At 67.4% G+C, this 18,860-nt stretch carries 22 protein-coding genes and 1 pseudogene; 17 read left to right on the top strand and 6 right to left on the bottom strand.

Annotation, left to right across the window (positions count from 1 at the left end):
- Window positions 1-888 precede the first annotated feature (888 nt).
- From E1181_RS28980 to E1181_RS28940, 10 genes are all read left to right on the top strand, one after another.
- Entirely contained in the window at window positions 889-1,446 is a 558-nt protein-coding gene (locus tag E1181_RS28980; protein WP_132679594.1) for a hypothetical protein, read from the top strand.
- A gap of 56 nt (window positions 1,447-1,502) precedes the next feature.
- Entirely contained in the window at window positions 1,503-2,060 is a 558-nt protein-coding gene (locus E1181_RS28975; RefSeq protein WP_132679593.1) for a hypothetical protein, read from the top strand.
- Between the two features lie 702 nt (window positions 2,061-2,762).
- On the top strand, window positions 2,763-3,914 hold the full coding sequence (locus E1181_RS28970) for an AAA family ATPase (protein WP_132679592.1): 1,152 nt from the start codon (window positions 2,763-2,765) through the stop codon (window positions 3,912-3,914).
- A 14-nt stretch (window positions 3,915-3,928) separates the two neighbouring features.
- Window positions 3,929-4,303 (top strand): helix-turn-helix domain-containing protein, encoded by a 375-nt coding sequence (locus E1181_RS32370; RefSeq protein ID WP_235877132.1) that lies wholly within the window; start codon window positions 3,929-3,931, stop codon window positions 4,301-4,303.
- Window positions 4,261-4,845, top strand: coding sequence for a DUF5753 domain-containing protein (locus tag E1181_RS28965; protein ID WP_235877131.1), 585 nt, complete (start codon window positions 4,261-4,263; stop codon window positions 4,843-4,845). Before E1181_RS32370 ends, E1181_RS28965 begins: the two co-directional genes overlap by 43 nt.
- Window positions 4,838-5,056 (top strand): DUF397 domain-containing protein, encoded by a 219-nt coding sequence (locus E1181_RS28960; protein WP_132679591.1) that lies wholly within the window; start codon window positions 4,838-4,840, stop codon window positions 5,054-5,056. The genes E1181_RS28965 and E1181_RS28960 overlap by 8 nt, the downstream gene beginning before the upstream one ends.
- Before the next feature lie 418 nt (window positions 5,057-5,474).
- A complete protein-coding gene (locus tag E1181_RS28955) occupies window positions 5,475-5,789 on the top strand; it encodes an SseB family protein (RefSeq protein WP_235877130.1) in 315 nt (104 codons plus the stop codon).
- Window positions 5,786-6,073, top strand: coding sequence for a hypothetical protein (locus E1181_RS28950; protein WP_132679590.1), 288 nt, complete (start codon window positions 5,786-5,788; stop codon window positions 6,071-6,073). Before E1181_RS28955 ends, E1181_RS28950 begins: the two co-directional genes overlap by 4 nt.
- A 2-nt stretch (window positions 6,074-6,075) precedes the next feature.
- Window positions 6,076-7,239: a hypothetical protein gene (locus tag E1181_RS28945; RefSeq protein ID WP_132679589.1), complete on the top strand. Its 1,164-nt coding sequence runs from the start codon at window positions 6,076-6,078 to the stop codon at window positions 7,237-7,239.
- A gap of 73 nt (window positions 7,240-7,312) precedes the next feature.
- Window positions 7,313-8,053, top strand: a complete 741-nt coding sequence (locus tag E1181_RS28940; RefSeq protein ID WP_132679588.1) for a hypothetical protein — start codon at window positions 7,313-7,315, stop codon at window positions 8,051-8,053.
- A gap of 87 nt (window positions 8,054-8,140) precedes the next feature.
- Here the strand turns inward: E1181_RS28940 and E1181_RS28935 are convergent, their stop codons facing one another.
- The gene (locus tag E1181_RS28935; protein ID WP_235877129.1) at window positions 8,141-9,043 is read right to left on the bottom strand and encodes an alpha/beta hydrolase; all 903 of its coding nucleotides are present in this window, start codon (window positions 9,041-9,043) and stop codon (window positions 8,141-8,143) included.
- Between the two features lie 292 nt (window positions 9,044-9,335).
- On the opposite strand from E1181_RS28935, the gene E1181_RS31620 reads away from it, so the two are divergent.
- From E1181_RS31620 to E1181_RS28920, 4 genes are all read left to right on the top strand, one after another.
- Window positions 9,336-9,551, top strand: a complete 216-nt coding sequence (locus E1181_RS31620; protein WP_165944784.1) for a hypothetical protein — start codon at window positions 9,336-9,338, stop codon at window positions 9,549-9,551.
- Window positions 9,552-9,700: 149 nt separating this feature from the next.
- Window positions 9,701-10,552, top strand: a complete 852-nt coding sequence (locus E1181_RS31615; protein WP_165944783.1) for a TIGR04222 domain-containing membrane protein — start codon at window positions 9,701-9,703, stop codon at window positions 10,550-10,552.
- Window positions 10,552-11,361 (top strand): DUF692 domain-containing protein, encoded by an 810-nt coding sequence (locus tag E1181_RS28925; RefSeq protein WP_132679585.1) that lies wholly within the window; start codon window positions 10,552-10,554, stop codon window positions 11,359-11,361. Before E1181_RS31615 ends, E1181_RS28925 begins: the two co-directional genes overlap by 1 nt.
- On the top strand, window positions 11,358-11,666 hold the full coding sequence (locus tag E1181_RS28920; RefSeq protein ID WP_132679584.1) for a hypothetical protein: 309 nt from the start codon (window positions 11,358-11,360) through the stop codon (window positions 11,664-11,666). Before E1181_RS28925 ends, E1181_RS28920 begins: the two co-directional genes overlap by 4 nt.
- Window positions 11,667-11,756: 90 nt before the next feature.
- Here the strand turns inward: E1181_RS28920 and E1181_RS28915 are convergent, their stop codons facing one another.
- Entirely contained in the window at window positions 11,757-12,338 is a 582-nt protein-coding gene (locus E1181_RS28915) for a TetR/AcrR family transcriptional regulator (RefSeq protein ID WP_132679583.1), read from the bottom strand.
- A gap of 92 nt (window positions 12,339-12,430) precedes the next feature.
- Between E1181_RS28915 and E1181_RS28910 the strand changes: the two genes are divergently transcribed.
- Window positions 12,431-13,306, top strand: coding sequence for an NAD(P)H-binding protein (locus tag E1181_RS28910; protein WP_235877128.1), 876 nt, complete (start codon window positions 12,431-12,433; stop codon window positions 13,304-13,306).
- Between the two features lie 275 nt (window positions 13,307-13,581).
- On the opposite strand, the gene E1181_RS28905 is transcribed toward E1181_RS28910, so the two are convergent.
- The gene (locus tag E1181_RS28905) at window positions 13,582-14,463 is read right to left on the bottom strand and encodes a LysR family transcriptional regulator (protein ID WP_132679582.1); all 882 of its coding nucleotides are present in this window, start codon (window positions 14,461-14,463) and stop codon (window positions 13,582-13,584) included.
- Between the two features lie 44 nt (window positions 14,464-14,507).
- Here E1181_RS28905 and E1181_RS28900 point away from each other — a divergent pair, with 44 nt between their 5' ends.
- A complete protein-coding gene (locus E1181_RS28900) occupies window positions 14,508-15,545 on the top strand; it encodes an FAD-dependent oxidoreductase (protein ID WP_235877127.1) in 1,038 nt (345 codons plus the stop codon).
- A gap of 27 nt (window positions 15,546-15,572) precedes the next feature.
- On the opposite strand, the gene E1181_RS28895 is transcribed toward E1181_RS28900, so the two are convergent.
- Window positions 15,573-16,463: a GNAT family N-acetyltransferase gene (locus E1181_RS28895; protein WP_132679581.1), complete on the bottom strand. Its 891-nt coding sequence runs from the start codon at window positions 16,461-16,463 to the stop codon at window positions 15,573-15,575.
- A gap of 245 nt (window positions 16,464-16,708) precedes the next feature.
- On the opposite strand from E1181_RS28895, the gene E1181_RS28890 reads away from it, so the two are divergent.
- A complete protein-coding gene (locus E1181_RS28890) occupies window positions 16,709-17,020 on the top strand; it encodes a DUF3303 family protein (RefSeq protein ID WP_132679580.1) in 312 nt (103 codons plus the stop codon).
- 48 nt (window positions 17,021-17,068) lie between these two features.
- Here E1181_RS28890 and E1181_RS28885 read toward each other — a convergent pair whose 3' ends face one another.
- Both E1181_RS28885 and E1181_RS28880 read right to left on the bottom strand, forming a co-directional pair.
- Window positions 17,069-18,268, bottom strand: coding sequence for a cation:proton antiporter (locus E1181_RS28885; RefSeq protein WP_132679579.1), 1,200 nt, complete (start codon window positions 18,266-18,268; stop codon window positions 17,069-17,071).
- Window positions 18,269-18,736: 468 nt separating this feature from the next.
- Window positions 18,737-18,860, bottom strand: a pseudogene (locus tag E1181_RS28880) (IS481 family transposase); the annotation flags it as partial.

The raw sequence follows: 18,860 nt of genomic DNA, 5'->3' as shown, positions 1-18,860 counted from the left end.
GCACGATAAGTGATCACGTGGGGTCCTGGTCCTGTGAAGAATGATCTTGTGGTGAGACCTCTTCTATCGTGGACCCCACGCCCACACCCCTCCAGGCACTCAGCCCCAACCCACTGAGATCACCTCACTGGGCAAAGATCTACTGGAGAAGACGAAGGAGCGGCTGCTTTCCGTGCTGCATGAGTGGCTTCCGGGGATTCAAAAATCGCTGGTCTGACAGTCTCGGGGCGGGAACAGAAGCGCCCTCCGTCTTCACGGTAAGACGGAGGGCGCGTAAGCGTGCCATCAAAGATCGCCGGACTTCACCCGGGTTGAGAACGAGGCGAAGGCTTCGCTGCTGAACTCCAGGATCGGTCGGCTCGCGTCTGGCTGTTCGAAGACATCGCCCACGAGGTCGCCGCAGACTGGGGTCGCCAGCGTCCTGGAGCTGTGGCTCGGCGATGATGACGACCGAGCCCCCAGCCGAGATGGACGCCTGGATCAAGGGCTGCAAAACCGGCGAGTTCGACGACTTGGGCGTCGGCGGCGTCTGAGCCTTCAAGCGTTCTGCCCGGTAGACCGGCTTGATGTCGTTCAGCCCACGTTCAGCGAAGCGAGCGTTGTTCTCGGTCGCGGATGTACGCGAATTCGGAGATTGACGTCGGCTGAAACCAGTTCAGCAGAGCGGATGGTGACGATCAGGCGTTCGGCACGATGACGGCTCGGCCGTTGATGTGGCCGTTGTGGAGGCGTTCGTAGGCTTTGCTGCGCGATGTGACCTCCTCGTCACCGTGTTTGACCGCGGGCCGTTCGGCGCGCGCTCTCGCACGGGCCGATCAGTCGTACGGACCAGCGGTTTCACCGGAATCGCGGTCATGGGTCCCCGGGAGCAACGAGCACCCTGAACGGGTGACCGCGATCGAGCGTCGCCAGGACCCGACCTCGTTGTTGCTCAAGCACATGTCGGAGCGCGAATGCGCGCGCTTCCGCAATCGAAACCTCCGGCAGCCGGGTGCCCAGCGCCGCGTCCACGAGGTCGAGCTCCGCGACTGGGTCGGCGGGCTGAAGCTTCCAGGGCCGGCCTGTCACCAGCCGCTGGACGCGTTCGCCCTTGCCGGCAGCTCGGAAGCCGTGACCGCGCCGGTCGACTGCGCGAAGTGCCTCTCGCGCAACCCCGACCCGTTCACGCCGCTGACGGTGGTCGACGGCGGGCAGCTCACCTTGGACCTGCGAGGAGGAGACTGCCCCCAGGCCCGTAGACCGGACGCATCGCGCTCCGCGCACGACCATCGGGCGCCGAACGACTCGGTGGAGGAAACCTCGTGCCCCACAACCCCGCTCAGTCCCGGAGATGGCCAGGCAGCGAGCAGCCGCACCGGGAGCGCTGTGGCGTACGCAGGGTTGCGTACGTGCGAATCAGCGCTGGTGAGGATGTCTGAGGGGTCGTGCGCGGCGGATCATCGCTGACACACCGAAGTCGACGTGCCTGCCCCTCGGTGGGCCCGACACCTTGTGGAGCGTTGATGACCACCTCCAGGCAACCCACGCCGTCCGCCGCACCGAGCGGTCGCACCCCGCGCAGACCCCGAGACCGGCTCTCCGCGCGAGCGCGGCGGGCGGTGCTGTTGGCGCACATCGTCGCCGGAACGGGGTGGTTCGGGATCGCTGCGGTGACGTTCGTCCTCACCGTCGCGGCGCTGACGGAGTCCGACGCCGCGATCGTGCGCGCCGGGTACGAGTTCCACGAGCTGCTCATCGGTTCGCTCGCGCGCCCCGCATCGCTGATCACCCTGGGCACCGGGCTCGTCCTCGCCGTCGGCACCAAGTGGGGAGTCGCGAAGCACTACTGGCCGCTGATCAAGCTCGTCCTGGTCGTCGCCACGATCGCTATCACCGCCAGCCTCACGCCCGGCTGGATCGCCGACGCGATGCAGCCCGTCGGGGCCGTCAACGGGGCGCGGGTCAACCTCGTCGGCATGGCCGTGTTCCACCTCCTCACCATCGGGGCCGCCGCGTGGCTCTCGATCTACAAACCGGGGGGCCGCATCCGCTGGACCACTTCCCAGCGGTCCGCGAGCTGAGTCCCGCGCACACCGGCCGGAAGGCCCCAGCTCGTTGATCACCAATAGCGCGAGTCGTCGCAGGTGGGCCAACTGTTCGGTGCGTTGTGAACGCGCTCGGATCGGATTGAGTCGTTTCACGCTGTCACGGCGAGACAACGATCCGTTGTTTCACAGGATACGTTGTAAACATAAGGGTTCCTGTTCGAGTTGGGAGTAATATGGCAACTCTGTGAATTATGGGATTTTAACCGCGCTCATCTGAGCGGAACGGGGTGTTGGCTCATTTGAGCAATTGCTCTGGGTGTTCGGACTTGTCCGTGTTGGCGCCTCGGGTCGTGCGCAACTAAATGCTCTTCCTGGCGGCAAGCGGTGTGGGTCACGCGTGCTCGGCTGCGCTGTTTCCCGTACCCGCCGGATGCGCCGTGCTCCGCAACGTGGGGAGCCCGTATGGAGTTGAGGCTTTTTGTTGTCGCTGGACGAGGGCGGTTCAATTTTTTTCTCGGCGGCGTTACAGAACTGTGGGCATCTGCAACCACAACATTAGGCGGTGCCCACTCCCTTGCGTTGACCTCATAAGAGCGCTCTTCATACGATCGGTGGTGTCTCCGTGCGGAGGCAAACAGACCTTCCCGGCAGTCGGGATTCCTCAGGATTCGGGAGAGGTGCACCGTCAATGCCCACTGTTGCCGCTGATTCTCGTGTGAGTCGGGGTGAGTTGGGTTGCGGGGTGACGAAGAGAGCGCCGGGTGGATTCAGCCCCTGGTCGGCCGGTCCCGCGAGTGCGCCGCACTCGCGGGCGGTCTCGCGAAGGCTCGTTCCGGTCGTGCGCGGTGCGTGGTCGTCCGAGGACCGAGCGGAATGGGCAAGAGTCGTCTGCTGAGCGGAGTCCGGCGGCACGAATTGGCGCGCGGCTGCACCGTTCTGCGAGCACGCTGCTCCGAAGTGGACTCCCCGTCCGGCTTCGACGCGGTGCGGATGCTGTTCGAACCGCTCAAGCTCGGCGCCGACGACGTCGCCGACCCGGCGGTTCCGGTGCTCTTCCCGGCGCTGTCGCCCGCGATCCGGCCCGCCGCCGACTACGCGGTGCTGTCGGGTCTGCACTCCCTGGCGGCGGACCTGATGTCCAGCGCTCCGCTGGTGCTCGTCGTGGACGACGCCCACCGGTGCGACGGAGGTTCGCTGCGCTGGTTGGACTTCCTGCTCCGAAGAGCCGACGACCTGCCGCTGCTGGTCGTGCTCGGCTACCGCTGCGACGCACTAGAAGGCGCTGCGCGGGCGGCCATGTCCGGCATCGTCGCCCAGCGCGCCACGACCGTGATCGAGCTGGGTCCGCTGAACTGGACCGACGTCGGCGCGGTCGTGGCGGAGGTCTTCCCGGAGGGGTTGGACGGCCGATTCGTCGACGCCTGCGCGCGAGCGTCCGGGGGGAACCCGGCGCTGCTCAACCGATTGCTCGACGACCTCGTCCGTGCCGGGGTCCGGCCGGATTCGGACGGCGTCGCCGCCGTCGAGGAAGTCGGGCGGGAGGTGCTGGCGGCCTCGGTGCTGAGCCGGCTGGCCGGGCAACCCGAGCGGGTCGGCAGGGTCGCCGCCGCGATGGCCCTTCTCGGCCCCGCCGCTGGGGCGGAATCCGTGGCCGCGTTGGCCGGAGTGACTCGGTGGCAGGTCGCCGAAGCGCTCGGCGTGCTGCGCCGGTGCGACGTCGTGGCGGCTTCCGGCACCGATTTCGCGCACGACACCGTGCGTTCCGCGGTGCTCGACGCCCTGCCGATGTCCGAAGCCGACCGGTTGCGGGCAGCGCGGATCCTCAACGACGCAGGTCGGCCCGCCGTCGAGGTCGCGGACCACCTGCTCTCGCACGATCGTGCGTAATCTTTGATGTCAAGGTGCTGCAGGTAGGGTTCTCCCAGGTCGATCTTGAGCGAGAGGGGCCGACGATGGCTGGTTCGTCAGCACCGTTGCGGCGGTTGGGTGCGGAGTTGCGGCGCCTTCGTGAGGCAGCGGGCCGCACCCAGACCGATGTTGGGTCGGCCATCGGTCGCACGCACGCGACGCTCGTCAACTGGGAGTCCGGCAAGACGAAGATCAGCAAGTCTGACCTGGCTTGTCTGCTCGCGGAGCTAGGTGCCGCCGCTTCGGTGCGGACAGGGCTGGAACAGCTACGCGACCAGTCGCGGCAAGGACGTCGCAGTGGGCGACTTACGGTCTTCCTGAATGGCTGCGCCCGCTCGTCAGCTTCGAAGAAGATGCGACAGCTCTGAACTCCTACGAACCTGTACTCGTTCCTGGGCTTCTGCAGACCGAGGAGTACGCCCGCGCGATCCACACCGCCGGCCGGCACAAGGTCGCTCCGGAGTTCGTCGACAAGTGGGTCGCTGCCCGAATGCAACGACAGCGGAGACTGACTGCACCGAACCCCCTGGAACTGCACGTCGTGGTCGCGGAAGCAGCGTTGAGCCTGCAAGTGGGCGGGCAAGAAGTGCTCGTCGGCCAGCTGCGACGACTCGTGGAGGCCTCGCAAGCTCCCAACATCACCATCCAGGTACTTGCCGCGGACAGCTGTGGAAGCGGTGGCATAGCCGGCAACTTCACCGTCCTGCACTTCGCTGACGCCAAGATCGACCCGCCGCTGGGATATTTCGACGGCCCTCTGGGTGGGCATATGGTCAGCGACGAAGGTGGCGTCGTCACGCTGATGAACATGTTCGATGATCTGCGCCATATGGCGCTGTCCGAGGCTGACTCAGCCGAGATGCTGGTTGCAGTATTGGAGCAACAGCATCGGGAGGACATCCATGTCTGACCTGTCCGAGGCCGCCTGGCGCAAGTCCAGCTTCAGCGACGCAGGAGGCAACTGCGTCGAGGTCGCCCCACTGCACGACGGCACCATCGCAGTCCGCAACAGCAAGCGCCCCGAAGCGGGCACCGTGCTCTTCACCCCGGCCGAGATGGACGCCTGGATCAAGGGCTGCAAAGCCGGCGAGTTCGACGACTTAGGTAGTGGCGTGGCCTGAGCTCTGAGGGTTTAGCTCGGGGGCTGCTACGTGGCGGTGACGGTCGTACTTAGCGCAGTCACTGTGCCGACGCTCTCGTGCCCAGTGGTCACTGCAGCTCGTACGGGAAGCCATCGGCGGGCCAGCTCCCACGGCGATGCCGGAGTGGCGTGCGCAGGCAGGCGGTGGTCTTCAGCGGTGCCTGGCCGGGCACGGGGTTCGGCTCAGGGACTGTGACGACCTCCGGGCTGGCAAGGCCGTTGTGGCTCTCTCCTCCATCGTGACCTTCGCCTCCGGCCGCTCATTCGTCGCTGATCATTCGCCCAGAACGGTCGCGTGTTCGGTGCTCGAATGATTGACTGCGGGACTGTGCGTGCCGGAGCGACGCTTCAGTTCGCAGCGTCTTGTAAGCCAATGGTGGAACGAGTGAACCCTGGTCATGACCCTTCCCGATGATATGCCGGGCGGGAAGTCGATCCCACCTGACTTCCCACCGGTCGTCTATCTGCCGTGCGCCGAGTCGGTGTCCGATGCGGCACAGGCACGTATCGCCATGCGCGAGACGCGGGACGGCCGTGTGGCGTTGCTCGCGTACTCCGCGCTGGATCGGCTTCAGCACTGCTGCGGGAGGAACCAGCCTTGGCTGGTGATGCCGACAGTGGCTCTGGACGAGTTGCAGCGAGCGCAACCGTTCTCGTTGTTGTTGCTCGACGTGTTCATTCCTGAGGGCAAGAGGCAAGAGGGGGCGTCGTGAGCGGCTTCTACGTTGACCACACGGTGCTCGCGTCGATCAGCTCGACGTTCTCGGATGCGAGTAGCGCCTTGGATGGCGTGGGCAAGTCGATTCCTGGAACTCCGGACGCCGGGGTTGGTACGCCAGCAGTTGCTGCCGTTGTCGCGCACCTTGTCGAGAACGCGAGCTCACTCGTGCTCGGCTTGGCCGGTGCTGGGGATGACGTCAGCGAGGCGAATCGCACCTATAAGGACAACGATGCCTCGGCCACCGACGAACTCCGCAAAGCTGTGGGAGAGCCGTAACCATGCCCATAGATACGAAGATCGAGGGCGACCCAGCGAGCGTGCGCGCGGTGAGCGATTGGCTACGTTCGACGTTCCAGCCTGGAATCGCCCAAGTCACGAATAGCATCTACGAGGCTCGGAATGGTGCCAACGGAGGATGGCACGGGCCTGCTGGTGACGCGTTCAGCCGGAAGATGGGGACGGCGGGGGGTAAGACGGAAAAGTTCTCCACCGCTATCAGTTCTTCGGCCGAAGGCTTCGACAAGTACGCGGCAGACTTGCGGCGCGCTCAGGACGACATGCGGGGAGTGCGCGAACGAGCCGCGGCAGCCGGCCTGAAGGTCCACGGTGACGTTATCGAGGAGCCAGGTCCGGCCCCGGCTGCCCCAGGAGCCGCGCCCAGCGGAGCCGCTGCGACACCGGAGACGGAATCAGCTCACGAGGGTGCAACGGAAGCCGCAGAAGATCACGCGGCTAAAGTCGCTGCATATCAGCGAGCACAGAAGGATGCCGATGCTGCGCGGCATCTGGAGAAGCTTGCCGCCGACACACTGGTCAACATGAAGAACGACGTCACCCAGAAGTGGTTCATCGTCGTCGGAGACCTCACCAACGGTGCAGCAGGTACTCTCGCCGCGAAGCACACATCGATCTTGCGCCAGCAGTCCCAGCACTTGACTGATGAAGCCGCCCGCCTTATGGAACGCGCGCGTACAGCTCCTGCCGGAACCACGGCTGCTTCGATCTACGACGATTTCGACAGAGGACGGGCTGCCGCTTATCAGGCTGATGACGTCGTGAAGGCTGCGAACGATGTCGATGGCAAAGCAGCCAAGTGGGGTTTTCGCGCAGGTGGCGCGCTCGCGGTTGCTGGCGTCGCATACGACATCGCCAATGGCAAACCCGTCGACCAAGCGGTCGTGTCCGGAGGCGTTGGCTTCGGGGCCTCCGTCGCTGCCGGTGCTGCGGTCGGCACGATGATCCCTGTGCCCGTCGTCGGCACCGCAGTGGGTGCTGTGGTCGGTGCAGGCGTCGGTATCTTCGCATCCGGTGTCACCGACTCGATCTGGCAGAACGGGATCGGCGACGTCGGTGGCGCCATCGAAGATGGTGCCAATGCTGTCGGGGATACAGCCAGCGCAATTGGAGGAGCTGCAGAGGATGCCTGGAATGCCGTCTTCTAGCCCCCTGGAGACTCCGGCGGAGTGGCCGGTCGAGAGCAGGAGCAGGTTTGTCCTAGCGTTCGGCGTTCTCGTTGTGCTCGGTGTGCTGAGCATCGGCGTGGCGCTTGTCGCCGCCGGCACCGGTTTTGTGGGCGCGGTCAAGTACGCCGTGCTGTTTGCGGGGCTGTTCTGGTTCTCCGCGGCGTTCGGGTATTTGACGCGTCTGCGACCGCAGCATCGCGTTGCCGATCTCGGCACCACGACCATCGCTGGCCGGCGTGCGACGGAGATCAGGTATTCGGGTGCCCAGTTCGCCCTGATCAACGTGTTGGTAGCGTGCTTGTTCCTATGCGCGGTGTTCGCGGTTTGGGACTACGGCCAGGCTGGTGGTGGTGCGTTCGCTCCGGGCATCCCGACGTTGCTCGCTGCTGTCGCCGCGTTGTTCTTCGCGAGTTTCTTCGTTCTCGTGGCGCTCGGTAGAATCCGGCGAGGCCGCGTCATCCTGGCGGCAGACGGAATTCGTCAGGAAGGTAGAGCGTTCGAGTCCTTTCTCCCGTGGGATTCGTTTGCCGGGATCAAGCCGAGCTACAACGGAACCCGAGAAATCCTCGTCATCGCTTACAGCAACGCGCCTTGGCGGAAGCGGCAGCTCGCAGGTCCATGGAAGCTCGACAAGCTTCCCCCGGTTCCCATGATCGAGATCGATACGATTCACCTAGCTGTCGACCCTGCGCTCGTCTACCACTTGCTCCGCTTCTACACCGAAAACCCGGGCGCGCGCGAGGAATTTGGCACGGAAGCAGTGCTGCGACGCGTGCAAGAGCAGTCCTTCTAGCACCGAGCGGCCAACGGTAGTGCTCCTTGCTGGTTCAACGCGGGTGCGCACCTTTTGTGGCACCACTCAGTTAGTGACGTCCGGACGTCAGAGGTTTGCTGTGTAGAAGTCGGTGAGGCGGTCGACGGCTTTGTCGACGTATTCGGGTTCGTCGTACATCTCGTAGTGGCCGGCTTCTTCGATCACCATGAGGTCGACCGGGTTGGGTGCCAGCTCCCACAGCCGCATCCCGGACTCGTAGGAGCCGGTGTTGCCCTTGCGCCCGGCGAGGATGACCTGCAGCGGCTGGGTCATCAGCTGGTCGACCAGGTGGTAGGCGTCGTAGCCCAGCAGCAGCGAGTCGCCGCGGGCGAGACGGCGGTTGGTCGAGTGCTGGTTGTGGCCCCGTTCGGTGCGGTAGTAGGTGATCGCCTGGGTCGTGTCGAGATCGGTCATCCCGGCCGCCGCAGCGTCTTCCAGCGTGTCGGGCAGCCAGTTCGCGCGCGTCAGCGCACCGCTGCGGGTCTCCTCGATGCGCGCCGCGGCCATCGAGTCGAGCGCGGTGGCTGGGCCGTCCGGTTGGAAGCCGCGGAACGATGTGCCCATGTTGCCGGGCACGACCACGCCGACCGCCTTGATGCGGTGATCGGTGCGCGCGGTGTGCACGGCATAACCGCCACCAGCGCAGATGCCCAGCACACCGATGCGTTCAGGATCGATGCCGGGGAACGTGCTGAGCGCGTCGATCGCGTACGAGATGTCCTCGCCGCGCCGGTAGGGATCTTCGAGGTCGCGCGGCTCGCCGCCGCTCTGCCCCTGATGCGCGGGATCGAACACCAGGGCCGCGATGCCCCGGGACGCCAGGCGGGACGCGTAGTTCGCGCCGATCTGCTCCTTGACGCTGCTACCTGGGGTGGAGAGAACCACCGCGCGCAGCGGCGCCTCGTCGGGAAGGTGGAGATGGGCGGCGAGCTCGATCGGCCCGCGCGGGATCGAGACGTGCTCAAGCACTTGATGACGCCTTTCGGCCATGACCAACGCAGTTGGTCGCTCCTGGCGATCAAATGTAGCCCGCCGGGGAACCGGAAGCTCTCCGATCGCCTCGATCAGCGCCTCGAGGCAGTGCGGCCACGCGTGCCCGAACGCAGGCGGGCAGGACGATCCCGATCCAAACCCGGTCGGGTTCGGGGCGGTCCTCCGGGTTTGCCCGGATTCTCGTGTCTGCGCGGGAGCGCATGGTGGGTGAATGCTGATGCCAACTCTCTCCGTCACTCTGATAGGTCTCATCGTCGTCGCGCTGGTAGTGTTGACGGCTCGCGCGCCGCTGGGGCGAACGCTGCTGTTCGGACTGGTCGGCGCTTGGGCGGGTTTCGCCGCCGGGGCGCTGGGCGGTCTGCTCGTCGATGTGGTCACCGCCAGCGGTTTCCACTTGGCGCTCGTCGGTCACGCCGTTGCCGTGCTGGGAGCGGTGCTGGGATCCCGCCGTGCCACCGCGGTGCGGACCGCCTCCCACGGCTGAACTGCGAACGACCCCGGCGGGGCAGCCGTAACGCGGCAGGAAAAATGGACGCGTGGACGCAACCGGTCGCGGCTTCCGCGCGTCCAAGTGCGTGGACCCGTGTTGCAGGGGCCGCGCGGGTCCGCTTGAGAACTGCTGTGGGGGAGGACATGGACCAGCCGTGGGGACTCAGCGGGCCGGAATTCCTGGTGCTGTACGGCGGGGTGCTCGTCGCGTGGTGCGTCATCGTCGTGCTCTTCCGCGCGAAGGTGAAGGCGCAGCGCTCACCGGCCGACGTCGCGCACGTCCCGGACGTGTACGAACGGGCGTTCCTCAACGGTGGCAGTGACCGGGTGGCCGACACCGCGTTGGCCGGCCTGGTCGACAACGGCCGGGTACGGATCAACCGGCGTCACAAGCTGCAGCGCATCGACATCGGTGACGAGGACGAGGTGCAGCGCCACGTGTGGTCGCTGATCGACCGTCGAGGCAGGCTCGACCGGTTGCGCAAGGCGTTCCGCCGCAGCGGCTACTGCGGCTCCATGCAGCAACGACTCATCGACCACGGCCTGCTCGTCCCTCCGGGAGCGCAGACCGCGCTGCGGGTGCTGGTGTGGGGTTTTCCGCTGCTGGCGCTGATCGCCGTGGTGCGCGGCGTGAACGGGTTGCGGCTCGGCCATCCCGTCGGTTTCCTGGTGCTCGAACTGGGCGTGACCGTGACCGCCTGGGCGTTCGCCCGCGGATCTTGCGGCCACCCGTTGCGCACCCGCGCGGGAGACGCGATGCGGAAGCAGACTTCGCCCAACACCCATGAGAACCGGGGTGCGCATGCCGCGCTGGGGCTCGGTCCGGTCGTGGCGGCCTCGGCCGCGGAGCTCGTCGCGCAGGGAGGGCTGGGAGCCCATCCCGATCCGACGATCGCGCGGTTGCTGCGCACAGCGGGGTCCGGCGGAGGTTCCGGGAGCAGCGGCTCCAGCTGCGGGGGCGGCGGTGGCGGCTGCGGTGGAGGTGGGGGTGGCTGATGAACGCCGGAACACCGCAGCTCGGCGTCGGAATCGGCTGGCGCCCTGAAATCGACCTCACCGTGGAACGCCTCGACGTGGACTTCGTGGAGTGCGTCGCCGAGGGCGTCAACCCGCGCCGAATCCCGGAATCGCTGCGCTTGCTGCGCGAACGCGGACTCCCGGTCCTGCCGCACGCCGTGTCGCTGTCATTGGCCGGAGCCGAACCGGTCGACACCGCCCGGGTGCGCCACCTGGCGCGCGTGGCCACCGCGCTCGACGCGCCGCTGGTGAGCGATCACGTGGCTTTCACCCGCGCCGGATCGTGGGAAGCCGGGCACATCCTGCCTCCGCCGCGCACCTCCGAGTCGCTCGAGGTGCTCGTCGAGAACGTGCGAAGAGCGCAGGAGCTGCTGCCCGTTCCGCTGGCGTTGGAGCACGTGGCGGCTCTGGTGGAATGGCCGGACGCCGAGTTCAGCGAGGCGGAATTCCTCTCCGAACTGGTGGCGCTCACCGACTGCCGGCTGATCCTCGACGTCGCGAACCTGTACGCCAACTCCCGCAACTTGGGCACCGATCCCGAGAAGTTCCTGGACACCGTGCCGTTGGATCGGGTCGCCTACGTCCACGTCGGCGGTGGGATCTGGCAGAACGGCGTCTACCACGACACCCACGCCCACCCCGTCCTGCCCGAGGTCCTCGACCTGCTCGCGCAACTGCACGCGCGGACGTCCCCACCCGGAGTCCTGCTCGAGCGCGACGACCACTTCCCCAGCGACGGCGAACTCGCCGCCGAACTGACCGCGATCCGCACGGCGATCACGCGATGAGCGAGGCCCGGAAACACCTCGCCGCACAACAAGAGCAGCTGCTCGCCGCGCTGCTCGGCGACGCCCAGGACCCACCCGGTTTCGACCAGGAGCAGCTGCGAGTCCAGCAACGAGCACTGCTCAACAAGCGTCGCCGGGTCGTGGAGAAACTCCGCCCAGACCTCGCTGACCAGCTCGGTGACGAATTCCGCCCGCTCTTCGACTCCTACGCCACCGAGCACCCGCCCGGCCGACGAGCCCGAGCTGATGCCGCGGAATTCGCCCGCTGGCTCAAGCGCCGGCACCGACCGCGCTGGTGGCGCTGAAAACGCTTCTCGCCCGCAGCAAATCCTTTGTCGGAGGACGTTTCCTCTTGCTGTTGGCATGATTTCACCAACGGAGCAGGTTCTCGGGAGCTAGCTTCCGGGCTCGGGTGAGTAGTCGGCGACGACTCCACGCAGGGATTCCAGGGATTCGAGGACGCAGTCGAACAGCGTGCGGTCGTCGTCCTCGCCGAGCCATTGCTCGATCGCCGTGAAGAGCGCGAGCACGCCGATCTCGGCGTGCAGGGCCGCGGTGTCGTGGCCGCGCCTGGTGAGCTCTCGCGCGAAGGTGTCGCGCACCGCAGCGCGCTTCTGCAGGTTCCGCTCCAGCAGGCCGGTATCGGACTGGATGATGGCGCTGCGCCGACGCAGATCGTCCTTCCGGCCCTCGAAGTGGTACCGGGTCGTGTGCTCCAAGCCGTGCAGGATCAACGCGGCCGCTGACAGGGTGGCAGGAGCCTCCATCAGGTGGCGCTCGAGCTGTTCTGACGAGGCCTCCGCGTTGCCGAAGAGGGCCTCGCGCTTGTCGGCGAAGTGCCGGAAGAACGTGCGTGTCGTGAGGCCTGCGCGCGCGGCGATCTGCGGAACGGTCGTCGGGGTGAAACCCTGCTCTTCGAAAAGCTCCAGGGCAGCGCGTTCCAGTCGTTCCCGCGCGTGGGGCTGCCATCTGCTCACCCGCTCAGCGTACTGATGACACGTCATGTCATCGAGGTGTAGCGTGATGACATGACGTGTCATCACTGGGGTCAGCCGATCGGAGTCGTGTGATGGAGAGCAAGGTCTGGGTGCTGGGTGGCACCGGGCGTGCCGGTCGGGAGGTCGCTGCGCAGCTGGCCGAGCGGGGTGTGCACCCGGTTCTGGTCGGTCGCAACGCTGCCCGCCTGACGGAGGTCGCGGCCCGAGTCCCCGGTGCCACGACGGTCGTCGCCGCTTCCGCTGACGAGATGGCGGAGCGAATCCGGCAGGCGCGGCCTGATGTCGTGATCAACACGGTCGGGCCCTTCGCCGAGACCGCGCCGCCGCTGGTGCGGGCGTGCCTGCCCACGAGCCACTACGTCGACCTGGCCAACGACGTCGAAGCCCTCTCCGCGTTGCTCGACCTGGGGGAGGAGGCCGCAGCTGCGGACCGCACGCTCGTCAGCGGGGCCGGCTTCGGCGTGGCGGCCACCGAGAGCGTCGTGGTCAAGCTGTGCGAAGGGCGCCCGCCGGCAGCCGCGGTCCGAGTGGACATGGTGCCCTCCCTGGGAATGGAAGAGGGAAAGGTCGGCGAGGCCCTGGCGGCCACGCTCGTCGACGGTCTGGCGTCGCCAGGTCGCGGTCAGGGCGAACTGGCAGCGGCCCGGCTCGGCGACGAACTCATGACCCTCACCCTGCCGGACGGCACCCAGGTGAAGACGGCGAGTCTGCCGCTCGGCGAACTCGTTGCCGCTCACCGCGCGAGCGGGGCTCAGTCGGTGGTCTCCGCGTCGAGCGAGGCCCCCACTTCGCCGGCGGTTCGCGCCTTCCTTCCCCTGGGCGTCGCGGTGCTGAGGATCCAGGTGGTCAGGACCTTCGCCAAGCGGCGTCTCGCTCAGGTGCGCGTGAAGGCTCGTGAGCGCCCGCGCGAGCACTCGTGGGGGACACGCCCGGGTCCGATGGGCTGACGGCAGCACGTGCGAGGGCTGGCTGAAGACCGGAGACGCCCAGATCTTCACCGGCGCCCTCGCCGCTGAGGTGGCGAAGCGCTTGGTGGCAGGTGAGGGCCGCCCCGGCGCCCACACCCCGGCGGCGCTCTTCGGCCCCACCCTGGTGGAGGCCTGCGGGGCCGTCCACCTGGCTCCGAACGATGTCGACCTGCGCTGATCACCGAAGCGCACGCTGGGCCATCCCCCCAGCTCTTCTGCTCGTGGGCGAGAGCCGGACCACGAAATCGCGCTGATCACCGTCCCGGCATCTGCCCGCACAGATCGAGGAAGTGGTTGAGCGCGGGGCTCGTCTCGGGGTGGTAGGCCAGGGCCAGGTCGACGGTGGGGCGTGGTGCCGCGAGGTGCTTGAGCCGCACGCCGCGGGTGCGCAGCGAGCGCGCACGGGGAGCGGGCACCGGTGCGATGCCGGCGTTGTCGGCGACGGCGCGGAGGAGTTGTTCGTCGTCGGGTTCCTCGCGCACGACTCGCGGGGACGAACCCGGCCAGATCTGGTTGACGATCCGGTCGTACATGCCGGGGGCGTTCTCGCGCGGCCACAGGACGACGGGCTGGTCCTCGACCTGCTCGCGGCGGACCGTGCGCACCGACGCCAGCTCGTGCTCCGCGGGCACGGCCAGCAGGAGTTCCTCCGTGGTCAGCGTGTCGCAGCGCAGGTCCGGGACGTCCAGCGGTGGGCGGACGAACGCGGCGTCCAGCGAGCCGTTGCGCAGATCGGCGATGTTGCGGGCGGTCCACCCTGTGGTGAGCGCGAGTTCGATGCCCGGGTGGAGCTCGCGGAAGCGGTCGACGAGCTCGGCCGTCACACCGCCCGGAGCCGAGCGCGTGTAGGCGATGCGCAACCGTCCGACCTGGCCCGTGACGGCGTTGCGGATGGCCCGCTCGGCGCGGTCGAGCCGGTCCATGACCTGCCGGGCTTCGGCGACCGCGACCTCACCGACCGGCGTCAGCGCGATCCCGCTCGGCCGGCGGTCGACGAGCTCCGCGCCGAGCTCGCGTTCGAGCAACCGGATCTGCTGGCTGAGCGCGGGCTGGGCGATGTGCAGCGAAGCCGCCGCGCGGGTGAAGCTGCCGTGCTCGGCCAGGTGGACCAGGTAGCGCAGCCGACGAACCTCCATCCAGCTACTATAAGCGCTCCTTATGAGCGCATACCCATCGGATCTTGGACAACGGCCTGCTGGATGACGTGGACTGGGCGAGTTCGTGTCGTCGTGGAGAGCGGGGCAAGGTGGAGGAGTTCGACGTCGTGGTGGTCGGTGGCGGCATCGTGGGGATGACCTGCGCCGTCGAGTTGCGCCGGCGCGGTGCGCGGGTGTGCGTGGTGACCGCCGACGAACCCGCGAGGACGACCTCCTGGCTCGCGGCCGCGGTCTGGTACCCGGTCGGCATCGGCGGCAGCGAGCGAGCGCTGACCTTCGCGCAGGAGAGCTTCGACGTCTTCGCCGACCAGGCGGAACGAGGAGTGCCCGGGGTGCGCATGATCGGCACCCGCATGCTGCACCGGCGCCCGCTGCCCGCGGACCCGTGGTGGTCGACGGCGGTGCCGGGGTTCGCGACCGAGGACGCGGACGACCCGTTCACCGGAACCTGGCGGTTCTCCGTGCCGATGGTGGAGGTTCCGACGTACCTGCCGTGGCTCCACGCGCAGGCGCTGGAGCTCGGCGTCGAAGTGCGCAACACGAAGCTGGCCTCGCTGGCGGAGCTCACCGACCACGCGCGCGTCGTGGTCAACGCGACCGGGCTGGCGTCCCGCACGCTGTGCGGGGACACGACCGTGCAGCCCGTGCGCGGGCAGGTCATCCGGGCGTCGAACCCAGGACTCGCGGTCTCGGTGCGCGACGAGCACAACCCCGGCGGGCACACCTACGTCCACCCCCGCCGCCACGACGTGATCATCGGAGGCACCTTCGAGCCCGGCAAGACCGACACCACCCCCGACCCCGGCACCGCGAAGGCGTTGTGGGCGCGCGCGACCGAACTCGTCCCCGAACTGCGCCGAGCCCGCGTCCTGGAACACCACGCAGGCCTGCGCCCCGCGCGCGTAGACGGCCCACGCGTCGAACTCGACCGGCACCTGATCCCCGGCCGAACGGTCGTGCACAACTACGGCCACGGCGGCGCGGGAATCACCCTGTCCTGGGGAAGCGCCCGCGCAACCGCAGACCTCATCGCCCAGGCGTCGAGCTGCGCAACGGTGTGATCGGTTTCGTCGGCTGCGTACGAGGACCTAGTACAAGATCGACGGCAGATAGGCTCCTGAAGGCTCGTTGTAGAGCCCGATCGTCATCAGCGTTGTCACCATGCGGATGCGAAGACCGTGGTCGAGGCACCAACCGACCACCTGGCCATTTCGGGCCGGTAGCAGGAAGCCGGGTTCGCCGAACTCGTTGGCTGCGCTGATGAGCGCCCGCAGGCCGTCGTTGGTCTCCGCGACCGAGTGGGTGAAGAACCCCACCCCCGTCGTGTATCCGGTGATGCGCCCGGCGTGCTCCACCACCTGGGCGACGCCTTGGGACAACGCGTCGCGGATCTCTCCCGCACGGTCGTGGCCATGGACGTCGTGGCAGACTCGGTTGCACTCCTCGAGATCATCGGACGTCGCCGACCGGACGGCGTAGCCGGGCACAGTGCGGCCGATCGGCTCGCCGTGCATGTTCAGCACGGGCTCGCGGATCTGGAACCCGAGCTTGGAGTAGAGGCTCAACGATCGGTTGTGATACGCCGCCTGCAGAAGCCGCACGCCGGGAAAACGCCGGCTCTCCGAGCGCTGCATCACGGCGATCATCAACTGCCGGCCGATTCCCGAGTTCTGCACACCAGGGGCGATGGTGATGGGGCCGATGCCCGCGATGGCCGAACGCTCGTCGAGGAAGTTGCTCCCCACCACCTGCCCCTCGATCTCCGCTACGACGCCGTAGAAACCCGGGTGCGACAGCAGGCCGCGCAACGCGGTCACCCCCACCTCCGAGGAGGAGAAGTCGGGCGGAAAGCCGTGCTCGTAGGCCAGGCCGGCGAAGGCGTCGTAGCAAATTCGACCGCACGTCTCGGCGTCCTCGGGCCTCCCCGCTCGCAGCACGGCTTTCGTCGCGGACCCGGGCGGCACGTGCGTCGGCGACATGGCTACCTCCAGGCCGCGGGCTGGTGCGCGCTGTGGCCGCTTCGCGGACGAAGCAATCCCAGTACAAGACACAGCAACCGACCCCAACAGGGGCTTTCGACTCGAAGCTCGCCGGATCATGCGGCCGCGGCTGGTGCCCTGATCGACTGGCCAGGAGGCGCGCCGGTCGACACCGTGGTGGCAGAGCGCTGCACGGTGCGGAACCGGTGCGCAGCGCACCGGACCGGTCAGCGATGGGGGCAGCGATGCGAATGCTGTTGAAGGTCTCGATCGACACGGAGAAGGGGAACCAGGCGTTCCGCGACGGCACGCTGCAGAAGCTCGTGCAGTGGGCCAGAGAGGAGTTGCAACCGGAAGCGGCGTTCTTCAGCCCGTCGGGCGGGAAGCGCACCGCGTACTTCGTGTTCGACATGCAGGACGCCTCCCGGCTCCCGTCGATCGCCGAACCGTTCTTCGAGACCGTGGGAGCCCAGATCGAGCTCGCCCCGGCGATGGACTTCGACGACGTGCAAGCCGGATCGCAACGAGCTCAGGAGGTGATGAAGAACTTCCCGTGACCGGGCCTTCGGACGGCGTGAGCGGCGGGGACTGTCACGCTGCGTTCCTCAGGTGGCGTGCCGGGACAAGCGGCTGGCGACGAGCGGGAACAGGAGCACGGTGACCGCGCCCGCCGAGACCATGACCGAGGCCGTCGTGGCGGTGATGAGCTGGGAGGACGCCGCGATCTGCGTGACCGCGACGATGATCGGGAGCCCGGTGGCCGCGTACAGCCCCAGCGCGACCTGCTCGCGGGTCCCGGTGATGCCCGAACGGGTCGCGGTCCACGCCTCGCGCAGGAACACGGGCAGGCCGCGCACGAGGAGGATCACCGCGATGAAGCCGAGCAGCAGCGGCCACTGCGACGCGACCGCCGCGATGTCGATGGCCATGCCGCTGGTCACGAAGAACACCGGGATGAGCAGGCTGAAGCCGACGATCTCGATCTTGTGCGCGATCTCCTCGGCATGCCCCTGGGTGACCGCCTGCAACACGGCGTTCGACAGCAGACCTGCGGAGAAGGCACCCAAGGCGACGTCGAGTTCGAGCACCGCCGTCAGCAGCATCAAGGTCACCAGCACGAGGACGGTGATCCGCAACGTCGTCTGCATCGTCGTGTTCGAGGCGCCCATGACCGCCCGGCCGAGCAGCGGCAGCCTGCGCAGGATCCGGGCGGGCAGCACGACCACGATCACGGCGGCCGCGGCGAAGGCCAGCAACACCGCGGCAGCCTGCCACGTGCCGCGCGTCGACAGCAGCACCGACATCGCCACGATGGGCAGCAGCTCTCCGTAGGCACCGTGGGTCATGATCGCGCGCCCCAACGGCGTGCCCGTCCCGCCGGAGTCCTTCAAGATCGGCAGCAACGTGCCCAACGCCGTCGACGTCGAAGCGATCGCCACGACGATCGCGACCTGCAGCTGACCGTGCGTCAACAGCAGCCCGGCCCCGACACCCAGCGCGGCGCACCCCGCCCACGTGAGCGCCGCGTGCCGCCCCTGAGCACCGTGCATGTCCGCCACCCGCACCTCGAACCCCGCGAGCAGGAACAACAAACCCAACCCGAGCTCGCGCAGGAACCCCACCGCATCGGTCGCGGCCGCCAAACCCAGAGCATGCGGCCCGATCAAAGCCCCGAACACCAACAACCACACCACGTCCGGAACGACCCGCCGGGTGATCAACGCCAACACAGGCCCCAACGCCGCCGCCAACGCGATCCACCACACCGACAACAGGTCGGTGACCAGCCCATGCTCCTCACCCATGAGGAGCAACGCTAATGGCGCAGAGCACCCACCGCCGTCCCGCAGAACCGCCATGCCGCACGCGGTCGATCCTCGGAGAGACACGTTCTTGCCCGTTGCGGCGGTCGGATGCCAAACGCGTTGACCGAGATCGCCGACTCGTCGGGTACGACGGTGGGGATGATTCGGGTAACGTCGTCGATGGGCTCACCGACATCAATTCCTAAACCTCACTTGCACTCCCTCACGGTGATGAGAATCGTTCGACTCCTTCCTCGAATGGAATTCGTTCGTTCCCGGGAATGTGCTGTGACAACCACATGCGAGAAGTCCTCGTGATCGCCGAATCGATGTCCCCGGCCACAGCGGTAACTCGGGCGGGACGCTGCTGCCGCGCGGCGAAATGAGGTGGCGAGTTGCGGACCTACGGCATCGCGGACCGTTAGACTCCCGGATCCTGGGCGGGATGAATGGGGATCTGAGTGACGGCTAGCTGTATGAGGCCGTGACGTTGGTGACGCCGGTGGGGAGTCGGGATGCTGGTGGCTGATCTCCGGCGGCGGTGTGTGGCCGATGGTAGTTGTAGTGCACGTTCCAGATCGCTAGGGCTGCG

Origin of the sequence: Saccharopolyspora terrae, assembly GCF_004348435.1 — a bacterium.
Classification (GTDB): domain Bacteria; phylum Actinomycetota; class Actinomycetes; order Mycobacteriales; family Pseudonocardiaceae; genus Saccharopolyspora; species Saccharopolyspora endophytica.
The sequence above is the reverse complement of the archived record's forward strand: the minus strand, read 5'-3'. Positions and strand labels throughout refer to the sequence as shown.